This window comes from Albirhodobacter sp. R86504 (assembly GCF_042466415.1).
Taxonomy (GTDB): Bacteria; Pseudomonadota; Alphaproteobacteria; order Rhodobacterales; family Rhodobacteraceae; genus Albirhodobacter.
In genome coordinates this window covers 774856-798452 of sequence record NZ_JAXHCH010000002.1, presented here as the reverse complement: position 1 = coordinate 798452, position 23597 = coordinate 774856, and the positions used below count along the sequence as shown (strand labels likewise).

The 23597-nt window shown below is 60.6% G+C and carries 24 protein-coding genes; 6 read left to right on the top strand and 18 right to left on the bottom strand.

Features of this window, described 5'->3' with window-relative positions; all coding sequences use genetic code 11:
• Positions 1 to 24: 24 nt before the first annotated feature.
• The 12 genes from lpxA to pyrH all read right to left on the bottom strand — a co-directional run bounded on the left by lpxA (position 25) and on the right by pyrH (position 10901).
• Entirely contained in the window at positions 25 to 846 is an 822-nt protein-coding gene (gene lpxA, locus SJY32_RS05905) for an acyl-ACP--UDP-N-acetylglucosamine O-acyltransferase (protein WP_376872780.1), read from the bottom strand.
• 1 nt (position 847) lies between these two features.
• Entirely contained in the window at positions 848 to 1318 is a 471-nt protein-coding gene (gene fabZ, locus SJY32_RS05900; protein ID WP_376872778.1) for a 3-hydroxyacyl-ACP dehydratase FabZ, read from the bottom strand.
• Between the two features lie 35 nt (positions 1319 to 1353).
• On the bottom strand, positions 1354 to 1524 hold the full coding sequence (locus SJY32_RS05895; RefSeq protein ID WP_376872775.1) for a hypothetical protein: 171 nt from the start codon (positions 1522 to 1524) through the stop codon (positions 1354 to 1356).
• A gap of 157 nt (positions 1525 to 1681) precedes the next feature.
• Entirely contained in the window at positions 1682 to 2377 is a 696-nt protein-coding gene (locus SJY32_RS05890) for an OmpH family outer membrane protein (RefSeq protein WP_376872772.1), read from the bottom strand.
• A 4-nt stretch (positions 2378 to 2381) separates the two neighbouring features.
• Positions 2382 to 4778, bottom strand: a complete 2397-nt coding sequence (bamA, locus tag SJY32_RS05885; protein ID WP_376872770.1) for an outer membrane protein assembly factor BamA — start codon at positions 4776 to 4778, stop codon at positions 2382 to 2384.
• Between the two features lie 176 nt (positions 4779 to 4954).
• Positions 4955 to 5125: a hypothetical protein gene (locus SJY32_RS05880; RefSeq protein ID WP_376872768.1), complete on the bottom strand. Its 171-nt coding sequence runs from the start codon at positions 5123 to 5125 to the stop codon at positions 4955 to 4957.
• Positions 5126 to 5248: 123 nt separating this feature from the next.
• The gene (rseP, locus tag SJY32_RS05875) at positions 5249 to 6601 is read right to left on the bottom strand and encodes an RIP metalloprotease RseP (RefSeq protein WP_376872766.1); all 1353 of its coding nucleotides are present in this window, start codon (positions 6599 to 6601) and stop codon (positions 5249 to 5251) included.
• Positions 6602 to 6652: 51 nt separating this feature from the next.
• The gene (dxr, locus tag SJY32_RS05870) at positions 6653 to 7822 is read right to left on the bottom strand and encodes a 1-deoxy-D-xylulose-5-phosphate reductoisomerase (protein ID WP_376872764.1); all 1170 of its coding nucleotides are present in this window, start codon (positions 7820 to 7822) and stop codon (positions 6653 to 6655) included.
• A 2-nt stretch (positions 7823 to 7824) separates the two neighbouring features.
• The gene (locus SJY32_RS05865) at positions 7825 to 8601 is read right to left on the bottom strand and encodes a phosphatidate cytidylyltransferase (protein WP_376872761.1); all 777 of its coding nucleotides are present in this window, start codon (positions 8599 to 8601) and stop codon (positions 7825 to 7827) included.
• Positions 8601 to 9389 (bottom strand): polyprenyl diphosphate synthase, encoded by a 789-nt coding sequence (gene uppS, locus SJY32_RS05860; RefSeq protein WP_376872759.1) that lies wholly within the window; start codon positions 9387 to 9389, stop codon positions 8601 to 8603. Before uppS ends, SJY32_RS05865 begins: the two co-directional genes overlap by 1 nt.
• A 15-nt stretch (positions 9390 to 9404) precedes the next feature.
• Positions 9405 to 9968: a ribosome recycling factor gene (frr, locus tag SJY32_RS05855; protein WP_376872755.1), complete on the bottom strand. Its 564-nt coding sequence runs from the start codon at positions 9966 to 9968 to the stop codon at positions 9405 to 9407.
• A 198-nt stretch (positions 9969 to 10166) separates the two neighbouring features.
• Positions 10167 to 10901 (bottom strand): UMP kinase, encoded by a 735-nt coding sequence (pyrH, locus tag SJY32_RS05850; RefSeq protein ID WP_376872753.1) that lies wholly within the window; start codon positions 10899 to 10901, stop codon positions 10167 to 10169.
• Between the two features lie 171 nt (positions 10902 to 11072).
• On the opposite strand from pyrH, the gene miaA reads away from it, so the two are divergent.
• Positions 11073 to 11960, top strand: a complete 888-nt coding sequence (miaA, locus tag SJY32_RS05845; protein ID WP_376872751.1) for a tRNA (adenosine(37)-N6)-dimethylallyltransferase MiaA — start codon at positions 11073 to 11075, stop codon at positions 11958 to 11960.
• A 143-nt stretch (positions 11961 to 12103) separates the two neighbouring features.
• The gene (locus SJY32_RS05840; protein WP_376872749.1) at positions 12104 to 13069 is read left to right on the top strand and encodes a helix-turn-helix domain-containing protein; all 966 of its coding nucleotides are present in this window, start codon (positions 12104 to 12106) and stop codon (positions 13067 to 13069) included.
• Between the two features lie 15 nt (positions 13070 to 13084).
• On the opposite strand, the gene SJY32_RS05835 is transcribed toward SJY32_RS05840, so the two are convergent.
• The 6 genes from SJY32_RS05835 to SJY32_RS05810 form a co-directional block, all read right to left on the bottom strand.
• Positions 13085 to 13429 (bottom strand): DUF779 domain-containing protein, encoded by a 345-nt coding sequence (locus SJY32_RS05835; RefSeq protein WP_376872747.1) that lies wholly within the window; start codon positions 13427 to 13429, stop codon positions 13085 to 13087.
• 83 nt (positions 13430 to 13512) lie between these two features.
• Entirely contained in the window at positions 13513 to 15039 is a 1527-nt protein-coding gene (gene adh / locus SJY32_RS05830; RefSeq protein WP_376872745.1) for an aldehyde dehydrogenase, read from the bottom strand.
• Between the two features lie 196 nt (positions 15040 to 15235).
• Positions 15236 to 16192 carry a helix-turn-helix domain-containing protein gene (locus SJY32_RS05825; protein ID WP_376872742.1) on the bottom strand — a complete coding sequence of 319 codons (957 nt, stop codon included), beginning with the start codon at positions 16190 to 16192 and terminating at the stop codon, positions 15236 to 15238.
• A 447-nt stretch (positions 16193 to 16639) separates the two neighbouring features.
• Positions 16640 to 17431, bottom strand: coding sequence for an RlmE family RNA methyltransferase (locus tag SJY32_RS05820; RefSeq protein WP_376877609.1), 792 nt, complete (start codon positions 17429 to 17431; stop codon positions 16640 to 16642).
• Between the two features lie 152 nt (positions 17432 to 17583).
• Positions 17584 to 18702 (bottom strand): Ppx/GppA phosphatase family protein, encoded by a 1119-nt coding sequence (locus tag SJY32_RS05815; protein WP_376872739.1) that lies wholly within the window; start codon positions 18700 to 18702, stop codon positions 17584 to 17586.
• A gap of 166 nt (positions 18703 to 18868) precedes the next feature.
• Positions 18869 to 19075, bottom strand: coding sequence for a hypothetical protein (locus tag SJY32_RS05810; RefSeq protein WP_376872736.1), 207 nt, complete (start codon positions 19073 to 19075; stop codon positions 18869 to 18871).
• Between SJY32_RS05810 and SJY32_RS05805 the strand changes: the two genes are divergently transcribed.
• From SJY32_RS05805 to SJY32_RS05790, 4 genes are all read left to right on the top strand, one after another.
• The gene (locus tag SJY32_RS05805; protein ID WP_376872734.1) at positions 19074 to 19382 is read left to right on the top strand and encodes a virulence factor; all 309 of its coding nucleotides are present in this window, start codon (positions 19074 to 19076) and stop codon (positions 19380 to 19382) included. The two genes, SJY32_RS05810 and SJY32_RS05805, sit on opposite strands and share 2 nt — an antisense overlap.
• A gap of 32 nt (positions 19383 to 19414) precedes the next feature.
• The gene (locus tag SJY32_RS05800; RefSeq protein ID WP_376877606.1) at positions 19415 to 20329 is read left to right on the top strand and encodes a methylenetetrahydrofolate reductase; all 915 of its coding nucleotides are present in this window, start codon (positions 19415 to 19417) and stop codon (positions 20327 to 20329) included.
• 2 nt (positions 20330 to 20331) lie between these two features.
• On the top strand, positions 20332 to 21315 hold the full coding sequence (locus SJY32_RS05795; protein WP_376872732.1) for a methyltetrahydrofolate cobalamin methyltransferase: 984 nt from the start codon (positions 20332 to 20334) through the stop codon (positions 21313 to 21315).
• A 607-nt stretch (positions 21316 to 21922) separates the two neighbouring features.
• Positions 21923 to 23578, top strand: coding sequence for a DUF2927 domain-containing protein (locus tag SJY32_RS05790; RefSeq protein WP_376872730.1), 1656 nt, complete (start codon positions 21923 to 21925; stop codon positions 23576 to 23578).
• Positions 23579 to 23597: the final 19 nt, after the last annotated feature.

The following is a 23597-nucleotide window of genomic DNA, read 5'->3' as shown; positions in this document are numbered from 1 at the left end:
CTGACCCTCCTTATCCGTTCAGGTCTAGTGCCCTTTATGGGGTGTCAGGAAGGAACGATCCGACGGGCCGAGGATGAAATCGAGCACCTCTTTCGCCAATGCCCCGTCCTCACCCGCGCCGACGCCCTCCTCCGAGAGTTTGCGCGCGCTGTCGCGGAAATTGCCCTCCGACAGTGCCGTGAAAAGATGGCGCAACGCGTGAATTTGTTCGCGCGGCGTGCCGCGGCGCTTGAGCCCGACGAGGTTCAACCCCTCCAAGCCCGCGCGCGGCCCCGCAACCAACGCATGCGGAATCACATCGGATGTTACCATCGACAGCGCGCCGATAATCGCGCCGCGCCCGATCCGAACCCATTGGTGGATGCCCGACAAGCCACCGATGATCACATCATCCTCAACCACGCAATGCCCCGCCACCGCGACCGAATTCACGATCACAACACGGTTTCCAATGATCGCATCATGCGCGATATGGCACGACGACATGAACAGCCCGTCATCCCCAATTCGGGTGACCCCGCCGCCGCCTTCGGTGCCCGAATTCATCGTCACATATTCCCGAATCCGGTTGCGCGCACCGATCACCAGCTGCGTCTTCTCGCCCTTGAATTTCAAATCCTGCGGGATCTGCCCTAGGGAGGCGAACGGAAACACCGTCGTCTCCTCACCGATTTCGGTCTGCCCCGCGATCACAACGTGGGATTTCAACTCCACCCCGCGCTTGAGCGTCACATCCGGCCCGACATGGCAAAACGGCCCGATCTGGCAATCGGCGCCGATGCGCGCGCCCTCCTCAATGACACAGGAGGGATGAATCTTGGCAGTCGGATCAATCAGCGTGCTCATATCAGCCCTTCAAATCCATCATCGCGGTGAATTCCGCCGAGGCCGCAACCTCGTCGCCAACCTTCGCCACGCCTTCAAACTTCCAGATCTTACCGCCCGAGCGTTTCGCCGTGACGTGCAATTCCAACGCATCCCCGGGCACCACCATGCGGCGGAATTTGGTTTTGTCGATGCCCATGAAATAGGTCAGCAAATCCTTGCCGATGATATCCATCGAGATGCCCACCAGAACCGCCGACGTCTGCGCCATCGCCTCGATGATCAAAACCCCCGGCATGACCGGCTTTGACGGGAAATGCCCTTCAAAATGCGGCTCGTTGCTGGTCACCATCTTGATGCCCACGGCCGTCTCGTAGGGGACGATATCGCGGACCTTGTCGATCATCAAAAACGGGTAGCGATGGGGGATGATCTCTTTGATCAGCGCCAGGTCGGCTTGCGTATGGGGCGCGGATTGCGGTCTCTCGGACATCTGTTTTCCCTTGTTCAAACGCCGTCACGGGCGGGTCAATCGTCATAGGCTTGGCGCGGATCGAACCATTCCAAGCGGAGTGTGTAGGCGGTCTCAGCACGAAGATGGGCTGGCCACCACAAAACATGCGGGCATTGCGCCACTTGAAACCGGATCGTTGACGCCTTGCTACCAATGCCCGCCGTCCTTGGCAAGCGCGCCGCCATGGAACACCGATCGGCGCCGCAGGCCGAGAAAATGAATAAAACATTTTAATTCAAATGGATACAGACATGTCTTAACGCGAAGATTTCAGGCGTGAAGATCGCACGATCGGTGTAGCCGATCTTTGTGCACGCGAAGGCCTCGCGCGCGGGTCACGCGTCAGGGCGTGCCCGCAGGCTCCTGCGCGGCGTCGGGGATCGTATCGACCGCCTCCGGTTCCGCCGTCGCGCCCTCTGTCTGAACGCCCTCTATCCGAGACCCATCGCCCAAAGCCGCGTCAACGCGCTCGACCATCTCCGCCGTGACATCCACCGCACCCGCCCCGCGAATAATCGCACGGCGGTCGATCACCACGACGGCGCCGCGCGCCTCGATCATCCCATCGAGCAAACCAATTGCGGCGGAGACAAAGCGGCTCCGCTCCGCTTCGGCCCGCGCGGCAAGGCTGCGCGCTTTGGTTTCCTGCGCTCGGCGGATGCCCACAACACGGTTGTCGAAGGCGTCCGCCTCGGCACGAAACGCCTCCGGCTGCATCGAGGCCCGACGATCCGTCAGCGAGCGCTCATCCGCCACCAGATCCTCCGCAATCCTCGCGTTTTCCTGCGCCAGCGTGCTCGACTCGGCCTCGATCTCTGACGTGACCCGAAGACCCCAAGCCGATTTCGCGTAAAGATCTTCCCAATCCAGCGTCAAAATCGGGCTTGGCACCTCGATAATCTGTTTTGAAGAGGCGCCATTTGCTCCGCCCAAGGTCTGCGCAACTGCCCCGTCAGCGCCATTGATCACCAGCGCCGCGATAAGCAAGCGCGCGCCCCAAGGAGCGCGCGCAATTCTTGTGCCGTCTAGAAACCGCATCACATCAGAACTTCGTGGAGACAGTCAGATCGAAGGGCTGTTCCAGATCGTAGTCCTCTTTGAGCAAAGCCTTCGAGAAGTTGAGCCGCAGCGGCCCGATCGGCGTCGTCCAGTAGATCGAGAAACCAACCGCGGACCGCCAGATCAAACTGTCATCAACGGTCTCGTCGCCCGCCGTGTCATCCAGCCCCCAAACCGAGCCGATATCCCAGAACAGACCCCCCGTAACGCCGTATTCTTCGGGCAGGCCGATGGGAAATTGCGCATCAAACTTGGCGGAGGCGAAATATTTGCCCCCCAGCGCATCCTCATTATCGGCCGCGTTATCGCGCGGGCCATAGCCGTTCGATTCAAAGCCGCGCACATAGCTGCTGCTGGCGGCGAACCGGTCAATCACGCGCGACGTGCTATCGCTCAGCATATGCAACGCGCCCAGTTGGAACTGGCCTGTGAAGGTCACGTTTTCTTGGAAGGCAGAGGTCTGCGCCGTCAGATCCGCTTTGCTGACGATCGATTTGATATCGCCGCCCAAGCCATTGAAGTCTTGCCCGAAGGACAGCTTGTAATTGGTGTTGGGATCAAGCGCGTTGATGCGCGTGTCGTAGGAGTAGGTGTAGCCGACACCCGAGGTATACAGCGACCCGAGATCTGCCTCGCGTTCGAGAATGGGCGACGAGCCATCGTAGACGCCATCGTCATCTTCATCCTCGTCCTCATCATCATCGCCATCATCATCCGTGCCGACGTTGAACAACTTATTGTTTTTCAACGAATAGCGCAGCGCAAGACGACCCTGCTCGGAGACCGGGAACTCGATCCACGGCGCGATTGAAACCGACCGCGTGTCATAGGACGCGCTGGAATCATCCGTTTTGGATTGCCCCAGAGCAACCCCGAATTTCAGATCGCGACCAAACAAATAAGGCTCAACAAAGGTGATCGAGTTATCTTGCGTATCGCCCGTTGTCGCAATCGAGATCGCCATACGCTGACCGCGCCCGAGGAAGTTATTCTCCTCAAGCGTGATGCTTGCACCGATACCCGAGCTCACGCCGTAGCTTGCGCCGATCCCGAACGAACCCGTCGCCTGCTCCTCAACGTTGACGTCCACGACCACCTGATCGGGATTGCTGCCCTGCTTGGTGTCCACTTCCGCATTCGCGAAATACCCCAAGGCGCGCACCCGCTCGGCCGCGTTGCGGATTTCACGCGGATTGAACGGATCGCCCTCAACCGTATTGAACTGGCGGCGCACAACGCGGTCGAGCGTGGTCGTGTTGCCCTCGATATCGATCCGCTCGACGAAGACCTTGTTGCCACGCTTGATGACAAACTCGACATCCAATGTGAGATCGCGATCGTTTCGCACGACACGCGGCTCGATGGTGACGAAATTCAGCCCCTGCCGCAACGCAACGCCTTCCATCCGCGTGATCGTCGTATCAACGGCATTGGGCGAATAGGTTGTGCCGGAGCGGATTTTCAGCTGTTCTTGATAGTCAGCAGGATCGACGCCCTCGATTTCGGAAACGACGGAGGTCTTCCCGAAGTTGAAGCTCTGACCTTCGGAGATGTTGAACGTCACGAAGAATGCATCGCGCTCACGCGTGTAATCCGACGCGATCCCCTTCACCTCAACATCCACGAAACCGCGCGAACGATAGAAATCTGTCAGCAATTGCGTGTCGTAATCCAGACGTTCCGGCACCAGCGTATCGCGCTGGATCAAGGCGCGCAGAAAGCCCGCCTGTTTGGTGTTCAAAACGTTGCGCAGGCGGCGATCCGAATAAGCGCGGTTGCCCGTGAAGGACAAACGCTCGATTTCCGTCACCTTGCCCTCGGTGATCTCGAACGCGATATCGACCCGATTTCCATCGCGGCGAATAACCTTTGGCGTCACGGTCGCGGCCATGCGGCCCATTTCCGAGTAGCCCTTCGTGATCAAAGCCGCGTCGGCCTCAACCATGGCCGGCGAATAGATCTTGCGCGCCTGGGATTGGATAAGCCCTTGCAGCACATCGTCTTTCATCCGGTTGTTGCCTTCAAAGGCAACCACATTCACTGTGGGGAATTCTTGCACGGCGATGACAAGCGTCCCGCCTTGCGGTTTGAGTTCGACGCGCTCGAACAAACCCGAGCCTTGGAGACGTTGATACGCATCGTTCAACTCCCCCGCCGACACCGCCTCGCCACGACCGATTCCGGCGAAGGTCAGGATCGTCCGCGGTTCAATGCGTTGATTGCCCTCGATCGTAACCTGATCAAAGCGGTAGGATTGCGCCTGAGCAATCTGCGGAGCAACAAGGTAAGTTGTTGCGGCTAAGGCGAAAATCGCGCTGCTATGAACCATGCGCGATGCACGTGCCCCTTTGCCATTACCGCGTTTTGCAAAGACCGTCATGTTCCGCTCCCGAGCCGATGTCAGTCCCCGCGCGAGGTTAGGCGCGAGGTGTTGAATCTGACTATAGGCAAAGCGCTAAGATGTCAAAAGCGCGCGGGCGAAAACCTGTCGCTTCTCGCTATTTGTCATCAATATGTAGTGTAGAGACGTCGCGCGGTTCGCGAAGGTCGCGCGGCTTAAAGCTGATATGCGCCGGTATTACTCGGCACCCAAATATCGACCAGCTCGGAGGCAATCACGGCCGCGCCCATCAAGGCAACGATCACCGCAACCGGAAACAAGAGACGCTCGCCCGCGACCTGCAAAACCACGGAAATACCGCGATATCGTTCTAAAATGAGGTCCATGGTGACGCCCTTCTTCAAGATCACTGCGGCGTTACCTAGCGGGTGAATCGGGCACAAATAAGGCGGCGCGAGACCCCTCGCACCGCCAATCACAGTCCCTCTGCCGCCGAACGCCCGAAAGGATCAGGGGCAGAAGATATCGTTCGACAAGCCAAACAGCATCAACGACAGGATCAAAACAAGTCCAATCCCCATCATCAGCCCGTAGATTTTCTCCGACGGGGGCTTGCCCGCAATCGCCTCATAGGCGTGGAAAATCAGGTGGCCGCCATCCAGTACCGGAATAGGCAGGAGGTTCAGGAACCCGACCGCCGTCGACAAGGCCGCGATGAACCAGATGAAATTTTCGATCCCCGAGGAGGCCGCGACCGCAGAACTTTCCGCGATTCCGATCGCTCCGCGCAAATTGCAGCTGTCGATTTCGCCAAAGATCATCGCCCGAAGTTGCGTCAGTGACCCCGTGATAATCGCGCCCACCTGCCCGACCGCGCTGCTCACAGCTTCCCAAACGGTGGTTGGACGGGTTTCGGGCTCAAACACGAAACCGCCCGTCGCACCAATCAGCCAACGTGTCTCGAAACCACCATCCGCCGCCGGCAAATCTGTGCGCTTGGGTTGCAATTCAACATCAAACTCGCGCGCCGCATCCGACCCAGAGGCAGGGCGCCAGACCTTCAGCGCAATCGGCGCGCCGTCAGAGGCTTTCACCGCCTCTTGCAACTGCGTGAAGCTGTAAATTGTCTCCTCATTGGCGCGGATGACGACGTCGCCAATCATCAGCCCCGCCTCAACCACCGCCGAGGATGGCGCAACCCCTGCGAAACGTGCGGGGAACAGATGCGGGCCCTTGATGGCGATTTCTTCGCCATTGCGACGCACGACCATGTCAACGACACCACGATCCGGCAGCGCCTCAATCGCAAGCCGCAAACCATCCCAATCGGGCGTCTCAACGCCGCCCGCCGATAGAATTTCGTCGCCTACCCGCAGATCCGCGACGCCCGACGGCACCGGCTCGATCTTGCCAATGACCGGCATATTCGTCGCCGTTCCCGCCCAAAGCATGACCCCCGCGAACAACACCGTCGAGAGGATAAAGTTGAACACCGGCCCCGCCGCCACCGTCGCCGCCCGCGCCCAAAGCGGCGCGCCGTGCATCGTTTCGCGCTTTTGCTCGGGCGTCATCTCCGCCAGCGCCGCCTCATCCCCGCCCGCGGAGGCCGCGTTCGCATCCCCCCGGAACTTCACATATCCGCCCAGCGGGATCAGCGCGAATTGCCACCGCGTGCCGTGCTTGTCGACACGCGAAAACAGCTTTGGGCCGAAGCCCAACGAGAACACATCCGCCTTGATCCCCGACCAGCGGCCGACGATGTAGTGACCGTATTCATGCACAGCGACAATCACCGACAGTGCCAGAACGAAGGCGCCAACCGTATAGAGAAGGTTGCCAAAATCAGGGAATAGACTGCTCAAAACCGGATCCTCATGATCAATTACGGGGGTATTCACCCCTCTTTTCCGCGATCAATTGCTTGCGCGCGCCCATCCGACACTCAGCGCACGCGCCTCCGCATCGGTTTGCATCACGTTATCAAGGCTAATCGCGACATTTCCAAGACCTTGGCGCGATGACATCTCCGAGATCACATCCTCAACAAGGGCCGACATGTCCAAAAATCCGATCTCGCCCGCGATAAACCGGTCAAGTGCGGCCTCTTTTGCCGCGTTAAACGCCGCGCCCGCCGTGCCGCCCATCGCCATAACCTCGCGCGCGATCCGCAGCGCAGGAAAGCGCGTCTCATCAGGCGCGTTAAACGTAAGCCGCCCCAAAGCCGCAAGATCCAGACGCGCGACCGGCAGATCACGCCGCACAGGCCAGTTGAGCGCATAGCCAATCGCATGGCGCATATCCGGCGCGCCCAAATGCGCCATCAGCGCCCCGTCCTTGAACCCGACAAGCGCATGCACAATGCTTTCCGGATGCACCAGCACTTCGATCATTGAGGCCGAAACGCCAAAGAACTCTTTTGTCTCAATGACTTCCATCGCCTTATTGAACATGGAAGCGCTATCAATCGTGATCCGCTGCCCCATCGCCCAATTGGGATGTGAGGAGGCATCGCGGACCGTCGCCTGCGCCATCCGCTCCAACGGCCAATCGCGCAGCGCGCCGCCCGATGCCGTGATGATGACCCGCTCAACCGCCGAAAGCTCCTCCCCCGTCAGCGCTTGGAACACCGCCGAATGCTCGGAATCGACAGGCAGGATCGTCGCCCCATGCGCCCGCGCCTCCGCCAGCAACAAAGGCCCCGCCGTCACAAGGCTTTCCTTATTGGCAAGCGCAAGCGTGGTGCCTTTGGAGAGCGCATGGAACCCCGGTGCGAGACCCGCCGCGCCGATGATCGCGCTCATGACCCAATCCGCGTCGCGGTCGGCCGCTTCGTTCAGCGCTTCGGGCCCCGCCGCCGCCTCAACACCCGTTCCCGCCAAGGCCTCCCGAAGGTCGGGAAGACAATCGTCGAACGCCGTCACCGCGAGCTCCGCCTTCAGCGCAATCGCCTGCTCTGCCAGCCGCGCGATGTTGCGGCCCCCCGAAAGGGCAACGACATGATAAGCATCGGGCGCGCGTGCGATCAGATCATAGGTACTTTCCCCGATCGATCCGGTTGCGCCGAAAATCGAAACCTTGCGCATCGTCAGCCCGCCGCGACAGGGAGAGGCAAGGGGAAGATCATCGATAAAACCATCAGGGCTACGATCGCCGCGACCAATGCATCAAACCGGTCGAGAACGCCGCCATGGCCGGGGATCAGGTTGGAGCTATCTTTGATGCCCGCGCGGCGCTTCAAGTAGCTCTCCAAGATATCGCCCAATTGACCCGCAAACGCGATCACGATCGAGACGATGGCCAGCCCGATGCCCCCGAAGGCAAAGCCCCAGATCGCCGCGCAGATCCATCCCGCAGCCGTGCCGGACCAAGTTTTCTTCGGGCTGATGGCGGGCCAGAACTTCGGTCCCCCCAACATCCGCCCCGCGAAATAGCCGCCGATGTCGCACAAGATCACGACGCCAACCAGCCAGACCACAGCCTCGATGCCCACACCGATGCGCAGGCTCACAAGGCCAAATCCGGTAAGCATCACCAGCACGGAGTAAAATCCGAAAATCCCGCGCGAGCCCTTTGCCGTCAGCGCCATCCCGAACATCGCGGGCAAAAACATCGCCAGCAAGCTCGGCGGGATCATGACAAACACCATCGCCGTCGAGGCGAGCGCCGCAACGCCGCCCAAGGCGCGCGCGCGCAGGTCTGTCGCCCCGCACAAGCGCGCGAGCTCCCAAACCATCAAACCGCTGACAGCAATCGCCAATGCTTTGATCGCGAATCCGCCCAAGAAGATCGCTCCGAAGCCGATCACAATCATCGCCACCGCAGACAAGCTGCGCGCGCGCAGATCGGACCAGTCACGTGCCATTAAACGCCTCCAAACCGACGCTCGCGCCCGCCGAACCCATCGAGGATCTCAGCCAGCTTTTCCGGCGTGAAATCCGGCCAGAGCGTGGGGGTAAATTCATATTCCGCATAGGCTGCTTGCCACGGCAGGAAGTTCGATGTGCGGCTCTCGCCCGAGGTGCGGATCACCAGATCCGGATCGGGCAGACCCGCCGTATCCAGATGCGCTTCAAACGCCTCCGCATTGATCGCCTCAGGCGACACCTCGCCCGACGCCACCCGCAGTGCAAGCGCCTTGGCGGCCCGAACGATCTCGTCACGGCCGCCGTAGTTGATCGCCACTGTGAAGTTGATCCGCGTATTTGCGGCGGTCCGCTCCTCAATACCATCCATCAGCTTGCGAAGCTTTGCATCCAGCTTCGAGCGATCTCCGATGAACCGCATCCGTACCCCGTCTTTAGACAGGGTCCCGGCCTCTTTCTCGATGTAGCGCGCAAAAATGCGCATCAACCCGAGGACTTCCTCGGTCGAACGTTTCCAGTTCTCGGTCGAGAACGCATAGACCGTGACCCATTTCACGCCCATCGCCGGACAGGCTTGAACGAGCGTTTTTACCCGTTCAGCCCCTTTCCGGTGTCCGACAAGCCTTGGCCATCCCCGTTCCACAGCCCAACGCCCGTTGCCATCCATGATGAAAGCGACGTGATTGACGCCGTAATCAGTCTGTAACGGCGCCGCAGTATCGTCGCGGGCCTCCCCTTTGGGGGATGCGGCATGATCTGCCGGAACGGATGAACCAAAGCGCGCCATAATGCTTGCGGGTCGTTAGACCTGCATGATCTCCGCTTGCTTGCCCTCAAGGGACTTGTCGATCATCGCGATATATTTCTTGGTCAGATCCTCGACCTCGGATTCCCAAAGTTTCGCATCGTCTTCCGACATGCCCGCCGCTTTGGCCTTCTTGATCTGGTCCATCCCGTCGCGACGCACGTTGCGCACCGAGACCTTACCGTGTTCGGCGTATTGCGCAGCCACCTTCGTCAGCTCACGGCGACGTTCCTCGTTGAGCTCAGGGATCGGCAGCATGATGATTGTGCCATTCGTCTGCGGGTTGATCCCAAGCCCCAATTCGCGCAGAGCCTTCTCAACCTTGGAGACCAGACCCTTGTCCCAAACGTTCACCGTCACCATCCGCGGTTCGGGGACGTTCACAGTCCCAACCTGATTGATCGGCGTCATCGAGCCATAGGCATCGACCATCACCGGCTCCACCATTGACGCGGATGCACGGCCTGTGCGCAGCGACGCGAATTCGTTTTTAATTGCTGCGATCGCCCCGTCCATGCGGCGCGTCAGGTCATCGAGATCAATATCAAGGTCGTCTGACATAGTATTTTTCCGTTCATTTTACCGCCGGCTCCCCGTCATAACGGGTTCGCCTCACGAAAGATAGTTGTGCGCGCGAGGGAAATTTACGCCTAAGCGCCCCTTTGCCCATTGAGAGAGGATTAACCGCCCGCCGCGCGATTTGGTAGTATTTTATGCGACAAATTTGGCGCGAACGCCCACATCAAGATGCGGCCGACCTCAGCCTTCGACGCGTGTGTAGGTGCCCTCACCCGCCAGAATGCCGCGGAACCCACCCGGCTCATCCAACGAGAAGACGATGATCGGCAGGTTGTTATCACGCGCCAATGCGATCGCGGATGCATCCATGACACCCAAATGCTTGGCGAGCACCTCATCATAGCTCACCGTCTCGTAACGCTTTGCGTCGGCGTGTTTTTTCGGATCTTTGTCGTAAACACCGTCGACTTTCGTGCCCTTGAAGATCGCCTGACACGACATCTCGTTGGCACGCAAGGTCGCGGCGGTGTCGGTCGTGAAATAGGGGTTCCCTGTGCCCGCGGCGAAGATGCACACGCGCTTTTTTTCCAAATGGCGCACGGCGCGGCGACGGATATAGGGCTCGCACACCTGATCCATCGGAATGGCGGAGATGACGCGCGTATGGATGCCCTCGGCCTCCAAAGCCGCCTGCATTCCCAGCGCGTTCATCACGGTCGCAAGCATCCCCATGTAATCCGCGGTCGTGCGCTCCATGCCTTGGGCCGATCCGGCCAACCCGCGGAAGATGTTGCCACCGCCGATCACCATGCAGATTTCGACACCCATATCATGCACGGTTTTCACCTCCCGCGCGATGCGGGCGACGGTCGGCGGATGCAGGCCGAAGCCTTGATCGCCCATCAGCGCCTCCCCCGAAATTTTCAGCAAGACCCGTTTATAGGTCACTTTCGGAGTGTCGATTTGAGCGCTCATGGTCCACCGTTCGGTTTATTGGCTTCGGGATGTTGGTTTCCGCCGCAAAATGTCGGAAAAGAGAGGCAGGTTCAACCTCGCCGTGAGGCCCTTTTTGCGCTGACGTGCATCAATTGCGGCGCTGACGGGGAAAACCGATCACGTTCCTAGATTAAGGTCGCGCCGCAAGCCATGGAAATACCTTCCGAAATTGATCGCAACACGCCCATCTTGATTGCCGGCCCGACCGCCAGCGGAAAATCGGCACTTGCCTTGGCAATTGCGGAGTCCTCGGGGGGCGTTGTGGTAAACGCGGATGCGCTGCAAATCTGGTCGTGCTGGCGAGTTCTCTCGGCGCGGCCGAGTCTGGCCGAGGAGGCCCGCGCGCCGCATCATCTTTACGGTCACAAGCACATCGGGGAGAGCTACTCCGTCGGGCATTGGCTGCGCGATGTGGCGCCCCTCCTGGCCGCCCATCGCGCGGGCGGGCCGCGCCCGATCATCGTCGGCGGCACGGGCCTGTATCTTACCGCGCTGACGCAAGGCCTTGCGGAGATTCCCGCAACCCCGCCCGCCCTTCGCGCCTTGGCCGATGCGCGGATGAAATCTGACGGCCATTCCGCGTTGCTCGCGGAGCTGGATGCCGCGACGCAGGCCCGCGTCGATCCTCTCAACCCGATGCGTGTTCAGCGCGCGTGGGAAGTCATGCGCGCCACAGGTCACGGGCTGGCGCATTGGCAAGATCAAACGCCGCCGCCGCTGCTCGGGCTGGACGCGTGCATCCCGTTCGTTCTTGAGGCCGAGCGTGATTGGTTGGCCGAGCGGATCGATCGGCGATTTGATCTGATGCTCGCGCAAGGGGCGATTGACGAAGCCCGCGCGGTGATGTCGGTTTGGGATCAAAATGCGCTCTGGGCCAAGGCCATCGGCGCGCCGGAATTGATCGCATATCTGCGCGGAGACTGTGATCTGGATACTGCAAGAACCCTCGCACAGGCGGCATCGCGCCAATATGCAAAACGCCAACGCACATGGTTTCGCAACAGAATGGGCGCATGGCACAAGATCTCGTGTCCCTAGGCGCATCGTCGTTGTTTTTACGACTTTCTGTCTAATTCCCCTCCCCGAAAGGGTTTTTTCGGCGTAATCTGCGCGCGGATGACGTCCCGCGTGGCTTACGCGTCGGGGGTGTAAGGCCGCGTTTGGCGCAAAGGGACTTTGACATGAAGCTTTTCAACGGACCATCCCTGAGCGACCTGAACGCCACCCTGAAATCCGCCGCCGTACAAAACCACCGCGCCGCCGCCCAAGTGCAAGCCGCCCAATTGCAAGCCACCCGCGCACAAGCCACCCGATCGCAGATCTCTCACCCCGCGCCGCAGTCGCGCGAGGCGAGCCTTCCATCCGCGCCGGAGTGTTTGCGGATCATCCCAATCCCCCGCCTTCTAGCCAGCAATCGCTGGCAGTTTGAGGGGATGCGGGCGCAAGCCGAAGCAGTGCTCTTGTGGATCACCCGTGGGCAGGGGCGCGTGACGATGGCGGGCCTGACGCGCGGCTACGGCGCCCATAACGCGCTGTTTATCCCGGCCGGCGTGATGCACTCCCTCGATATCGGCGCGCAAACGCAAGGCATCGCGATTTTCTTCGGCCAGAATTCCGATGTAACGTTGCCGCAATCGGTTCAGCACCTGCGCATCCGCGAGGCGACGCCGCAATCAGAAGTGTTGGGCATTATCGAGCAGATTCAGCGTGAAATGACCTCGGACAAGATCGGCGCCGATCGTGCTGCGCGTCACCACATCGGCCTTCTTGGCGTCTGGTTGGAACGTCAGGTCGAGGCCGCGCGCGCGGATGCCCCGAAGCCCTCCGCCGCAAAACGCCTCGTCGCGCGCTTCTCCGCCTTGCTTGAGCGTGACTTCCGCACCGGCCACGGAATCGCGGATTACGCGCAGGCCCTCAACGTGACCCCCACGCATCTCACCCGCGCGTGCCGCGAATGCTGCGGGCGTTCGGCCTCGGACGTGTTGCAAGACCGCCGCCATTTCGAAGCCTGCCGCCTGCTCACCGAAACTCAAGCGCCGATGAAAGACATCGCGACCAGCTTGGGATTCTCAACGGCCGCCTATTTCACCCGCACCTTCCAGCAGCGCTCCGGAAAAACCCCCAGCGCATTTCGCAAGGGCATGTGACCTCGCGCTGGGATATCAAATGTCACATATATCCGAGCGCGTCAGAAACCGCCTCTCGCGCCCGTTATCGAGGCTGAACATCCCGCCGCGCCCCTTGATCACGTCGATCAGCAACTCCGTATGCTTCCACACCTCGTATTGGCTTTGCGAGATATAAAACGGCATGCCGCCGATCTCGCCCAGCTGCACATCCTGATCGGTAATAAGCAAATCCCCCTTTGCATAGCACATGGGGGACGAGCCGTCGCAGCACCCGCCCGATTGGTGAAAGATGACGGGTCCATGATCCGCCACGATCTGCGCCAAAAGTTCGAGCGCTTGGGGCGTTGCACGCACCGCGTCTTTATGACCTTGTTCCATCCTCACCCTCCTAAAATGACGCGTTGCCCACGCGTTATGAAAACGGCCGCCGCGCCGATAGGCACAGCGGCCGCGCGTGTGGCTTAGAAGAACCCGAGCTTTTGCGGGGCGTAGCTCACCAGCATATTTTTGGTCTGCTGATAGTGATCAAGCATCATCCGGTGGTTCTCGCGGCCAATCCCCGATTGCTTATACCCGCCGAACGCCGCATGGGCGGGATAGGCGTGGTAACAATTCGTCCAAACCCGTCCCGCCTGAATTGCCCGCCCAAACCGATAGCAGGTGTTCGCATCGCGCGACCAGACGCCCGCGCCCAAGCCGTAGAGCGTATCATTGGCGATCTCCAACGCCTCCGCTTGGTCCTTGAAGGTCGTTACCGACACAACCGGCCCGAAAATCTCCTCTTGGAACACCCGCATCTTATTGTGCCCCTTCAAAACGGTCGGGTTCACGAAATATCCGCCCGACAACTCGCCGCCCAGATCCGCCGCCGATCCCCCGATCAACACCTCTGCGCCCTCTTTGCGGCCAATGTCGAAATAGGACAGGATCTTTTCTTGCTGCTCGGAGGACGCCTGCGCGCCGATCATCGTCGCCCCGTCCCGCGGATCGCCCTGTGTGATGGCGGCCACGCGTTTGAGGGCGCGCTCCATGAACTCGTCGTAGATATCCTCTTGGATCAACGCGCGCGACGGGCAGGTGCAGACCTCCCCCTGATTGAGGGCAAACATCACGAAACCTTCGATTGCCTTGTCGAAGAAGTCGTCATCCTCGCGGCAGACATCCGAGAAGAAGATATTCGGGGATTTTCCGCCCAGCTCCAAGGTCACAGGAATCAGATTGGCCGATGCGTATTGCATGATCAACCGCCCCGTGGTCGTCTCGCCGGTGAACGCAATCTTGGCGATCCTGTTTGACGAAGCCAGCGGCTTACCCGCCTCAAGGCCAAAGCCGTTCACGATATTCAAAACCCCCGCAGGCAAGAGATCCGCGATGAGTTCGGCAAGCACCAAGATAGAGGCAGGTGTCTGCTCGGCGGGTTTCAACACCACGCAATTGCCCGCCGCCAAAGCCGGCGCCAATTTCCAAACCGCCATCAACAGCGGGAAATTCCACGGGATAATCTGGCCCACGACGCCCAAGGGCTCTTGGAAGTGATAGGCGACGGTATCCTCGTCGATCTGCGACATCGAGCCTTCTTGCGCGCGAAGACAGCCCGCAAAATAGCGGAAATGATCGACCGCGAGCGGAAGATCTGCCGCGCGCGTCTCGCGGATCGGCTTGCCATTGTCCCAGCATTCCGCCACGGCGAGCAGTTCCAGATTGGCCTCCATCCGGTCAGCGATGCGGTGCAAAATCAACGCGCGTTCGGCCTGCGATGTCTTCCCCCACGCCGCCTTCGCCGCATGCGCCGCATCAAGGGCCGCCTCGACATCCGATGCGTCAGACCGCGCAATCTCGCCAATCGCAGCGCCGGTGATGGGGGTGGTATTGGTGAAATACCGCCCCGCTTTTGGCGCAACAAACTCGCCATTGATAAAATTGCCATAGCGCGCGCGGAATGGCGAGACCATCACGCCTTGGAAACCCGATGCCAGATCATTGGCCATAGTCATATCCTCCCAGATGAAACGATGTGATCCGCGCCCTCCTCCGGCCGCGGTTAAGACAGCCTGCACTGCGGGCGGAGGTCGCGCCTATCCCCCGCCAACTGTTGAGTGGCGGCAGTGTCTCACCCTTGCGACAGGTGCAAATGCAGAAAAACCGATGCTGCGCGCGCGAAATTCATCTACGTTCATGCGTCTTTCATGCGTCGGTGAGTTTGAGCGCCTTCGCTTTGCGATAGAACGTAGCGCGCGAGATCCCCAACTCGCGGGCAGCGGCGGACACATTGCCGCCCGCGCGCGCCAAGGCGCGGCTCATCACGGCGCGCTGGGCCGCATCTAGCCCGTTGACCGCCCCCGTTTCCAACACATCGGCCGCAGGCAAGCACCCCATATTCGCCGCCGTAATCCCCAGATGGCGCCGTGCTGCGCGGGTTGCACCGATGATCAGATCGTCACGATCAATCGCAAGCAACATGACCCCTTGCGGTGCAGATTCGCCCGCGCCTGTCGATAAAATGCGCGCCGCGCCAAACTCGGCGCGAAATATCTCCGCCTCGATGCGATGCGCTGCATCCTGAACCGTCAACGCGATGAGCCGCGCATATCCCTCCGACATGTCATGCCGCACGGAGGACACATCAATCCCGCCCGCGAGGTCTCCCTCGGGGCCGAACACGGGCGCCCCCATACAGGTCAGGCCAGTGTTCGTGCTCCGAAAATGCTGATCGCGCCAGACCACAACGGGGCGCTGTTCGACGAGGCAGGTGCCGATCCCGTTTGTGCCTTGCGCGCCCTCCGACCAATTTGCCCCCGGTGCAAGATTGGCGGTGTGAAAATAGGCCGTGTCGCCGTCGCGCATCCGCTCGTCTAAAATGACCCCCTCCGCGTCGGACAGCAGCACCGCACAGCCCGCATCACAGGCCGCGCGGGCAAGCCGGTCAAGCACGGGTGACGCCACACTCAACAGCCGCCCCGCCGCCTCGCGCCGAACGAAAGTCGCCGCAGATTCGAGCCGCGGCGCGCCGGTTTGCACCGCCGCGGGATCAATCTTGTGATGAATGAGCGAGCGCCGCCACGAGGCCGCGAACCCCGCCTTGCCCAAAGCATTGGGCGATCCCGCCACGCTGCGCACCGTTTCCGCGTGATTGCGCGTCATATCGCACGCACCCAAAAGCGACGCCCGTTAGCCCAAGCGCCCCTCTCGCCGCCGCCAATGCGCGTGGCGGCTCCCGAACACAATCTGTCCGTAAACATGACGAAAAGCCTCCCCTCTTTTCATCCGTATTTCAGCCGTTCTAAACCGATGCGACGCGCCTCCGCGCGCGCCCTGCGGCCCAATCCATCACGCCTACTCGCGCGAGCTTGCAAACACAGTGCAAGGCCGATTGGCACATCTCCAAGACCCCGTCCGAGAAGCCTACCGCAAATTCAACGTTTGTCTACGATTGTTGCAAAGGCAGCGAAAAGACCAAAGGCCGACGGCGGACAGACGGCGGACAGACGGCGGACCGATTGCCCAAACGGCGCGAATTCAGCGCCGCCCAAAACGCAAAATGCGCGCCAGTTCGGCGCGCATATCAGTTAGGAAACAATGCCTTGCAGGTTATTCTTCATCTTCGTCGCTGCGATTGCTCTGCTTGCCGCGGAACCCCATCGCAACGACGAATTTCTCCGAACTATCCGCCCTCGATGCCGGCGGCTTCACGTTCGCCACCTTATCGAAGTTCTTTTTCAACACGCTCAGCAACTCTTGCTCGGCGCCGCCAGCCAGAACTTTGGCGACAAATGTGCCGCCCACTTCCAACACGTCGAACGCGAAATACGCGGCCGCTTCGCACAAGGTAATGATCCGCAAGTGGTCAGTCGCCTGATGGCCGGAAGACGAGGCCGCCATATCCGACATCACAACATCTGCCGTGCCGCCGAGCCAGCCCTTCACCTTGTCATCCGCCCCTTCTTCCAAGAAGTCGAGCTGATGCAATTCGCACCCTGCAATAGCCTCGATCTCTTGCAAATCCACGCCGAGAATTGTCCCGACTTTCTTGCCGCGTTTCTCGCCAAGCGCATTGACCCGCGCGACCGCAACCTGACACCACCCGCCCGGCGCACAGCCCAAATCGACGACCCGCGCCCCCGGCACGAGGAACCGGTATTTATCATCGAGTTCCATAATCTTGTAGGCCGCGCGCCCGCGATAGCCCTCTTTGTGGGCCCGAACCACGTAAGGATCATTGAGCTGGCGTTCCAACCAAAGGGTCGAGGACAGCTTGCGCCCTTTCGCGGATTTCACCCGCACCCGCAGATCGCGTTGCCCGCGACCGGAGGTATTCTTACCCGTTGGTGCCGCGCCGCCCCCCGATTTGCCCTCGGATTTGAAGCGCGGCGAGGATGGCACCTTTTCCGCAGGCGCCGTGCGCGGGCCGGATTGGCCGTTGCCCAACCCTTTGCCGCGCGCCGGTTCGCGCTTGCGCTCGGTTTTGATCGCCGCCTTGACGGGTTTCTTACCTGTTGGGCCTTTTGGGCCGCTGGGGGTTTTAGGAGGCTTGGTCATTGAATAATTCCGTCTTCGGTGAACACGCCATCGGCGGCCATCTGTGCATAAAGGAGCCCTTCGCGCAGGCCGCGATCCGCCACGGACATCTTATCCGTTGGCCAGACGCGCATCAACGCCTGAAGGATCGCCGCGCCCGACATGATGAGCGTGTGGCGGTCACGGCCGATGCGCGGATCATTCCTGCGCCCCTCCGGCCCGAGAGTGAGGTAGGTGCGGATCACCGCATCAATCTGTGTTGAGGACATGGTCAGCCCGTCAACTTTCGTGCGGTCATACCGCTTGAGGCCCAAGTGGCAGGCCGCAACGGTTGTGACGGTGCCGGACGTCCCGACGATCTGGAAGCCTTCACGGGGCGAGCCTGCCGAATAGGGCGAGAAATCGGCCAGTTTTTCCTCAAAGAACCACGACATCAGCGCAAAGCGCGCCGCATCATCATCAACATCGGAGAACTGGTCTTTGAGCGTCGCGACACCCAAAGGCACCGAGATCCAATCGACGACTCGCGCCGCGCGGGCCGATCCATCCGCGCGGGTGAACCCGTCCGAGAGCCGCATGATGGCGCGGACGCGTTCTTCCGGCGCAACTTGCGAGACGTCGATCCACACAAGCTCCGTCGATCCGCCGCCGATATCGACAACCAAAAGCTGTTCTGTTTTCGGCTCGACCAGCGGCGCGCAAGCGATGACCGCCAGGCGGGCCTCCTCCTCCGCCGCGATAATCTCCAACGGCAGCCCAGTCTCACGCCGGACAAGCCGCATGAAATCGCGGGAGTTTTTGGCGCGGCGACACGCTTCGGTTGCGACGAGCCGCATCCGCTTCACACCGTGTTCCTCAATCTTGCGACGACAGATTTGCAGGGCTTGCACCGTCCGTGAGATGGACGCGCGCGAAAGCCGGCCAGAGGCTTCCAAGCCTTGGCCGAGCTGGACAGCCTTCGAGAAGCTGTCGACCACATGAAACTGATTGCCCACCGGACGGGCAATCAACATGCGGCAACTATTGGTGCCAAGATCGAGCGCAGCATAAAGCTCGCCCGCCTCAGCGGTTTGGGTCGCGGTCGGCTCTACCGATTTTGGGAACGCGCCCGCAGACCTGGGACGCTTGGGCGCCATGATCGCGCCCTCCTTTTCAAGTTATCCCCAAAGTAGCTGTTGTGTCCGACAGGTTCAAGGGAGGAAGCGCGCAACCGTCTTCGCGTCACCGCACAATCCCCGCGCGAGGGCGCCAAACGCCTGCGCGCTCCAGATATCGCAGGCCCGACGCCGCCTTTCATAATCTTCATGCAAAGTTTTCACGCGCAGCAGCGTCATCGCCCGTGGCCCCGCCACCCGTCGCCGCGCTATACACCCAGCCAAGACGCGGCCCGACAGGACGCCATTGAAAACCAGACCAGCCAAGGTCGCTACCTCGCACTGATATGTCGAAAACCGTCATCGGGCATGTCGCATCTGCGCGTAGCATCACATGAGAGAAGGATTCGAGCATGGCAAACATCACAATCGTTTTTTGGCGTGATATCCCCGCGCAAGTCATTGCTGGCGCAGGGCGTCGCGGTGTCAAAAGGCCTTTGCCTGAACGGTTTGAACAGGCCATCGACCGCTGCGCGATGAAAATCGGCGCGAAAGATGCTGACGCCTATCTTGCCGAATGGCGCAAAGTCCCGATGGGCGAGCGCGAAGGCGACGATACGGCGGCGGCGGATGCGGAAGTCGAGCGGATCCTCTCTCACTACGGGCAGGAGAAAATCCTCGCCCTCATCGCGAATGACGGCTGGGAGACACCGCAGCCGTGATCGACCCTTTTGGCGTGACGGAGAAACTGAAAATGGCGCTTTTGAACTTCCGCCGTGAGGCGAGCCCTGCCCCTGCTTCCCATGTGGTTGGCTATAACACGGCGCATATGGCCGCGTTTTTAGAAGGGCTCTCGATCGAAGTCATGCCGCGCACAGCCGAAAAGGTTGAGGATTTCCGCCCGCTTTTGCCCAAAGGCACCCGTGTCTATATCGCCCATATCGAAGGCACGCCGATTGAGGAGATGATTGCGACCGCCAAGCGCCTGCGCTTGGAAGGGTTTGAGCCAATGCCGCATTTTCCCGCGCGTATCATTAAAGATGCCGCAACGCTGAACGATTGGGTTATGCGCTATCAAGGTGAGGCCGATGTGCGCGAGGCACTTTTGCTCGGCGGCGGCGTTAAAACCCCGCATGGCGATTTTGACAACTCGATGCAGCTTTTGGAAAGCGGCGCCTTCACGGGCTTTGCGCGCCTGCATGTCGCGGGCCATCCAGAAGGAAACCGCGATATTGATATCAATGGCGGCGATGCGGCCGTCATGGAGGCGCTGCACTGGAAACAGGCTTTCTCGACGCGCACCGATGCCGATATGGCGATTGTGACGCAATTCGCCTTTGAAGCAAAGCCGATCATCGCATGGGTTGACCGGTTGCAGGCCGAGGGGATTAAGCTGCCGGTGCATATCGGCATCGCAGGCCCCGCAAAACTGCAAACGCTGGTCAAATTCGCAATCGCTTGCGGGGTTGGCCCATCGCTGAAAGTGCTGCAAAAGCGCGCCAAAGATGTCACGAAACTTCTCCTGCCGTTCGAGCCGACAGATCTCGTCGCGGACCTTGCCACGCATAAGGCCGCGAACCCGAATTTCGGTATCGAATCGGTGCATTTCTTCCCCCTCGGGGGCATCAAGACCAACGCGACATGGATCGCGGAGCATTTGAAAGGCTGACCATGACACGGACTATCATCGAGTCAAAAACCAAAACCGTTGTGATCGGCTTTGACGAACCCTTCTGCGTGATCGGCGAGCGCATCAACCCGACGGGCCGCAAGAAGCTGGCGGCAGAGCTGGAACTGGGCGATTTCTCCACCGTGGAGCGCGACGCGATCGAACAAGTCATGTGTGGCGCGACCGTGCTCGACGTGAATTCGGGCGCCGTTTTCTCCAACAAAATGGCCGAAGATCCGCGCTACGCCGATAACAACTTCGTCGAGCCGCCCTTGATGCGCGAATTGATCGCAAAGATCCAAGCGATCGTTGATGTGCCTTTGTGCATCGATAGCTCGGTGCCTGATGCCCTGAAAGCGGGGCTTGAGGCGTGCGAGGGGCGTCCGCTTTTGAACTCGGTGACAGGCGAGGAAGAGCGGCTCGAGCTCGTCCTGCCTCTGGTGAAGAAGTATAACGTGCCGGTTGTGGCGATCTCGAATGATGATACCGGCATCTCCGAAGACCCCGACGTGCGCTTTGAAGTCGCGAAGAAGATCGTGCAGCGCGCCGCCGATTTCGGCATTCCTGCGCATGATATCGTCGTCGACCCACTGGTGATGCCGGTTGGCGCAATGGCGACGGCGGGCCGGCAGGTCTATACGCTTGTCGCGCGCTTGCGTGACGAGCTGGGGGTGAACACGACCTGCGGCGCATCGAACATCTCGTTCGGTCTCCCCAACCGTCACGGCGTCAACGCGGCCTTCTTGCCGATGGCGATTGGCGCGGGCATGACCTCCGCGATCATGAATCCGGTGCGCTCCCAAGAGATGGAAGCGATCCGCGCGGCAAACTTGCTGATGAACCATGATGCCAACGGCGCGGACTGGATCAAGTTCTCCCGCGTTCTCGATGCGATCAAGGAAGGCGCAAGCTTCGCAGAAGCCGCCGCCGCCTCGGCCGCCTCGGGCAGCTCGCGCGGTCGCCGTGGCCGTGGCGGTCGCGCTTAACCGCGCCTGATGCACCTGCGCGCCCCAATCGCGCGCAAAGCCAACCTGCGCCCCGCCGTCATCGCGGGGCGTTTTGCTTTTGAGCGCCTCTTGATCATGCAAAGCGCGCGCGCGTCCGGCGCCCGAAACAACCCGCCCCGGAGACCGCGCTGTCTTAACAGGTCGCGCCACATTTCCCCCAAAACACCGCCCGTCCTATCCGAAAGAACCGCCCCGTCCCGCGTTTGCGCCGCAAATTCGGGGTGGTTTACCTGAAGATCACGCGCTAAATCGCGGAAATATGGCAAAATTTGACACCAGCCCCCGGCCAATCTTGCGATCCCCGCTGCAGCGCGACTGTTTCCGCACCCGCGATAATCCGTCAGCAGCCCCAAAATTAGCGCCTGATTCGGGCTTTACGTCCTCAAATCTCCGCGAAATCGGCCGATTCGCGTTGCGTTGGCGTTTTGCGCTTTCGAAATGTGGCAACAACAAGGCGCGTGAAAGGCCTTGATTTGCTACTATATTTAGCGTGCCACAAAAAAAATCTTATTGAGTCATAAGAATTTACTCGGTGAAGTTCATGTTGGGCGGTATGAATAGGAACCAACCTTGGGAACGCACTGCCATGCGTATATATCGTCTGCTCGCCGCAGCCTCACGCAGATCACATCTGCGGGAGGCTGGGCACCCGCGCCTGCCAGCGCGGTCGCTGCATCATACCCCGCTCGAAGAGCAGGATGGGTCCGCCTTGCATATGGGTGTGGATCTGCGCCACGTCAGCGGCGTCTTGGGACATGCGCATTCCAGCGCAGATACCCATGACGTCGCCGGTGACGGGCGTTGGTTCGCAAATGCACCGCTATCGCTGCCCTGCCAACATGCGCCGCCCACGCGGGGGATCAAATTCCTTCCCGTGTTCCTCGGCGCGTTATCCCTAGCGGCCTGCACGACGATGCCGTTAGAGGAGCCCACCGCGCGGGCCTCAACCTCCACCATTGATCTGCCCGCCACGCAAACGCTGGCCATGCCCTTCGCCGCGGTTCCGAGTTCGCGATTGGGCACAAACTCCGAGCTTGCGCGTGATTTCACCGAGCTGTCCTTCAACCTTGAATCGGGCCGCACTTTGCCGTGGTTTTCGCGCTTCGAGGGGCCGATCAAGATTTCCATGAAGGGGGCGGCCCCTGCGGGCGCGGCCCAAGAAATGCAGAGCCTTGTGTCACGGCTTCGCAATGAGGCGGGCATCGATATCACCGCCGTCAACGGCGCGAATGCCGATCCCAATAACGCAATTTTCATCGAGTTCGTGCCGAAGCGCGCGATGAATGCGGCCGTGCCGAATGCTGCGTGTTTCGTCGTTCCAAACGTCGTCTCGTGGGAGGATTACAAAGACAATCGTCGGGGCGACAAGGTTGATTGGGCCGGCATCCGCCAGCGCACCCATGCGACCGTGTTCATCCCCGCAGAGGCGGCGCCGCAAGAGTTGCGCGATTGCCTCCATGAGGAAACGGCGCAGGGTCTTGGCCCGCTCAACGATCTGTTCCGCCTGCCCGACACAGTCTTCAACGACGATAACTTCCACACCGTCCTGACCCGCTTCGACATGATGATCCTCAAGGCGACCTACGCGCCCGAATTGCGCTCGGGGATGAGCCAGCCGGAGGTGTTCCACGCCCTCGCCAGCGCCTTGCCACGCCTCAATCCGGCAGGCGGCGCAGTGGGCCGCGCGGCGGATGTCGGCGCCACACCAAAAGGGTTCGTGGCCGCCTTGCAACGCGCGATCGGCGCGGGCTCTTTGGGCAGCCGCAAAGCCGGCGCGCGCGAAGCGATCGCAATTGCCGCATCGCAAGGCTGGAATGACACACGCATGGCCTTCGCGTGGTTCGCATTGGGGCGCTTGTCGGTAAATGACGAACCCGCCATCGCCGTTCAGGCCTTCACACGCGCCAGCGCAATCTACCGCCAAATCCCCGGCGCAGGCATTCAGGCCGCGCATGTGGATATGCAACTTGCCGCCTTCGCGCTCTCCACAGGACAGGCGCAAGATTCCATCGCGCTCGTCAACCACGCGCTCGACGCGGCACTCAAAGGCCAGAATGCCGCGCTGATGGCCACGCTCTACCTGATCCGCGCCGAAGCCTACGCACAATTGGGTCAAGAGCTGCAAGCACAGCAAGCACGTCTCGACAGCGAAAACTGGGCGCGCTATGGGTTTGGTTCTGATGCCGCGATGCGTCAGCGCGCAGCCGAGGTCGCCTCACTCGCGCGTCAAGGTCGCGGCTAAGCGCGCCAAACGGCCCGCC

Coding starts and splice junctions, on each gene's coding strand:
- lpxA (WP_376872780.1), bottom strand. CDS start 846: ATGAGCACGCTGATTGATCCGACTGCCAAGATTCATCCCTCCTGTGTC.
- fabZ (WP_376872778.1), bottom strand. CDS start 1,318: ATGTCCGAGAGACCGCAATCCGCGCCCCATACGCAAGCCGACCTGGCG.
- SJY32_RS05895 (WP_376872775.1), bottom strand. CDS start 1,524: ATGGCGGCGCGCTTGCCAAGGACGGCGGGCATTGGTAGCAAGGCGTCA.
- SJY32_RS05890 (WP_376872772.1), bottom strand. CDS start 2,377: ATGCGGTTTCTAGACGGCACAAGAATTGCGCGCGCTCCTTGGGGCGCG.
- bamA (WP_376872770.1), bottom strand. CDS start 4,778: ATGACGGTCTTTGCAAAACGCGGTAATGGCAAAGGGGCACGTGCATCG.
- SJY32_RS05880 (WP_376872768.1), bottom strand. CDS start 5,125: ATGGACCTCATTTTAGAACGATATCGCGGTATTTCCGTGGTTTTGCAG.
- dxr (WP_376872764.1), bottom strand. CDS start 7,822: ATGCGCAAGGTTTCGATTTTCGGCGCAACCGGATCGATCGGGGAAAGT.
- SJY32_RS05865 (WP_376872761.1), bottom strand. CDS start 8,601: ATGGCACGTGACTGGTCCGATCTGCGCGCGCGCAGCTTGTCTGCGGTG.
- uppS (WP_376872759.1), bottom strand. CDS start 9,389: ATGGCGCGCTTTGGTTCATCCGTTCCGGCAGATCATGCCGCATCCCCC.
- frr (WP_376872755.1), bottom strand. CDS start 9,968: ATGTCAGACGACCTTGATATTGATCTCGATGACCTGACGCGCCGCATG.
- pyrH (WP_376872753.1), bottom strand. CDS start 10,901: ATGAGCGCTCAAATCGACACTCCGAAAGTGACCTATAAACGGGTCTTG.
- miaA (WP_376872751.1), top strand. CDS start 11,073: ATGGAAATACCTTCCGAAATTGATCGCAACACGCCCATCTTGATTGCC.
- SJY32_RS05840 (WP_376872749.1), top strand. CDS start 12,104: ATGAAGCTTTTCAACGGACCATCCCTGAGCGACCTGAACGCCACCCTG.
- SJY32_RS05835 (WP_376872747.1), bottom strand. CDS start 13,429: ATGGAACAAGGTCATAAAGACGCGGTGCGTGCAACGCCCCAAGCGCTC.
- adh (WP_376872745.1), bottom strand. CDS start 15,039: ATGGCCAATGATCTGGCATCGGGTTTCCAAGGCGTGATGGTCTCGCCA.
- SJY32_RS05825 (WP_376872742.1), bottom strand. CDS start 16,192: ATGACGCGCAATCACGCGGAAACGGTGCGCAGCGTGGCGGGATCGCCC.
- SJY32_RS05815 (WP_376872739.1), bottom strand. CDS start 18,702: ATGGCGCCCAAGCGTCCCAGGTCTGCGGGCGCGTTCCCAAAATCGGTA.
- SJY32_RS05805 (WP_376872734.1), top strand. CDS start 19,074: ATGGCAAACATCACAATCGTTTTTTGGCGTGATATCCCCGCGCAAGTC.
- SJY32_RS05810 (WP_376872736.1), bottom strand. CDS start 19,075: ATGCTCGAATCCTTCTCTCATGTGATGCTACGCGCAGATGCGACATGC.
- SJY32_RS05800 (WP_376877606.1), top strand. CDS start 19,415: ATGGCGCTTTTGAACTTCCGCCGTGAGGCGAGCCCTGCCCCTGCTTCC.
- SJY32_RS05795 (WP_376872732.1), top strand. CDS start 20,332: ATGACACGGACTATCATCGAGTCAAAAACCAAAACCGTTGTGATCGGC.
- SJY32_RS05790 (WP_376872730.1), top strand. CDS start 21,923: ATGCGTATATATCGTCTGCTCGCCGCAGCCTCACGCAGATCACATCTG.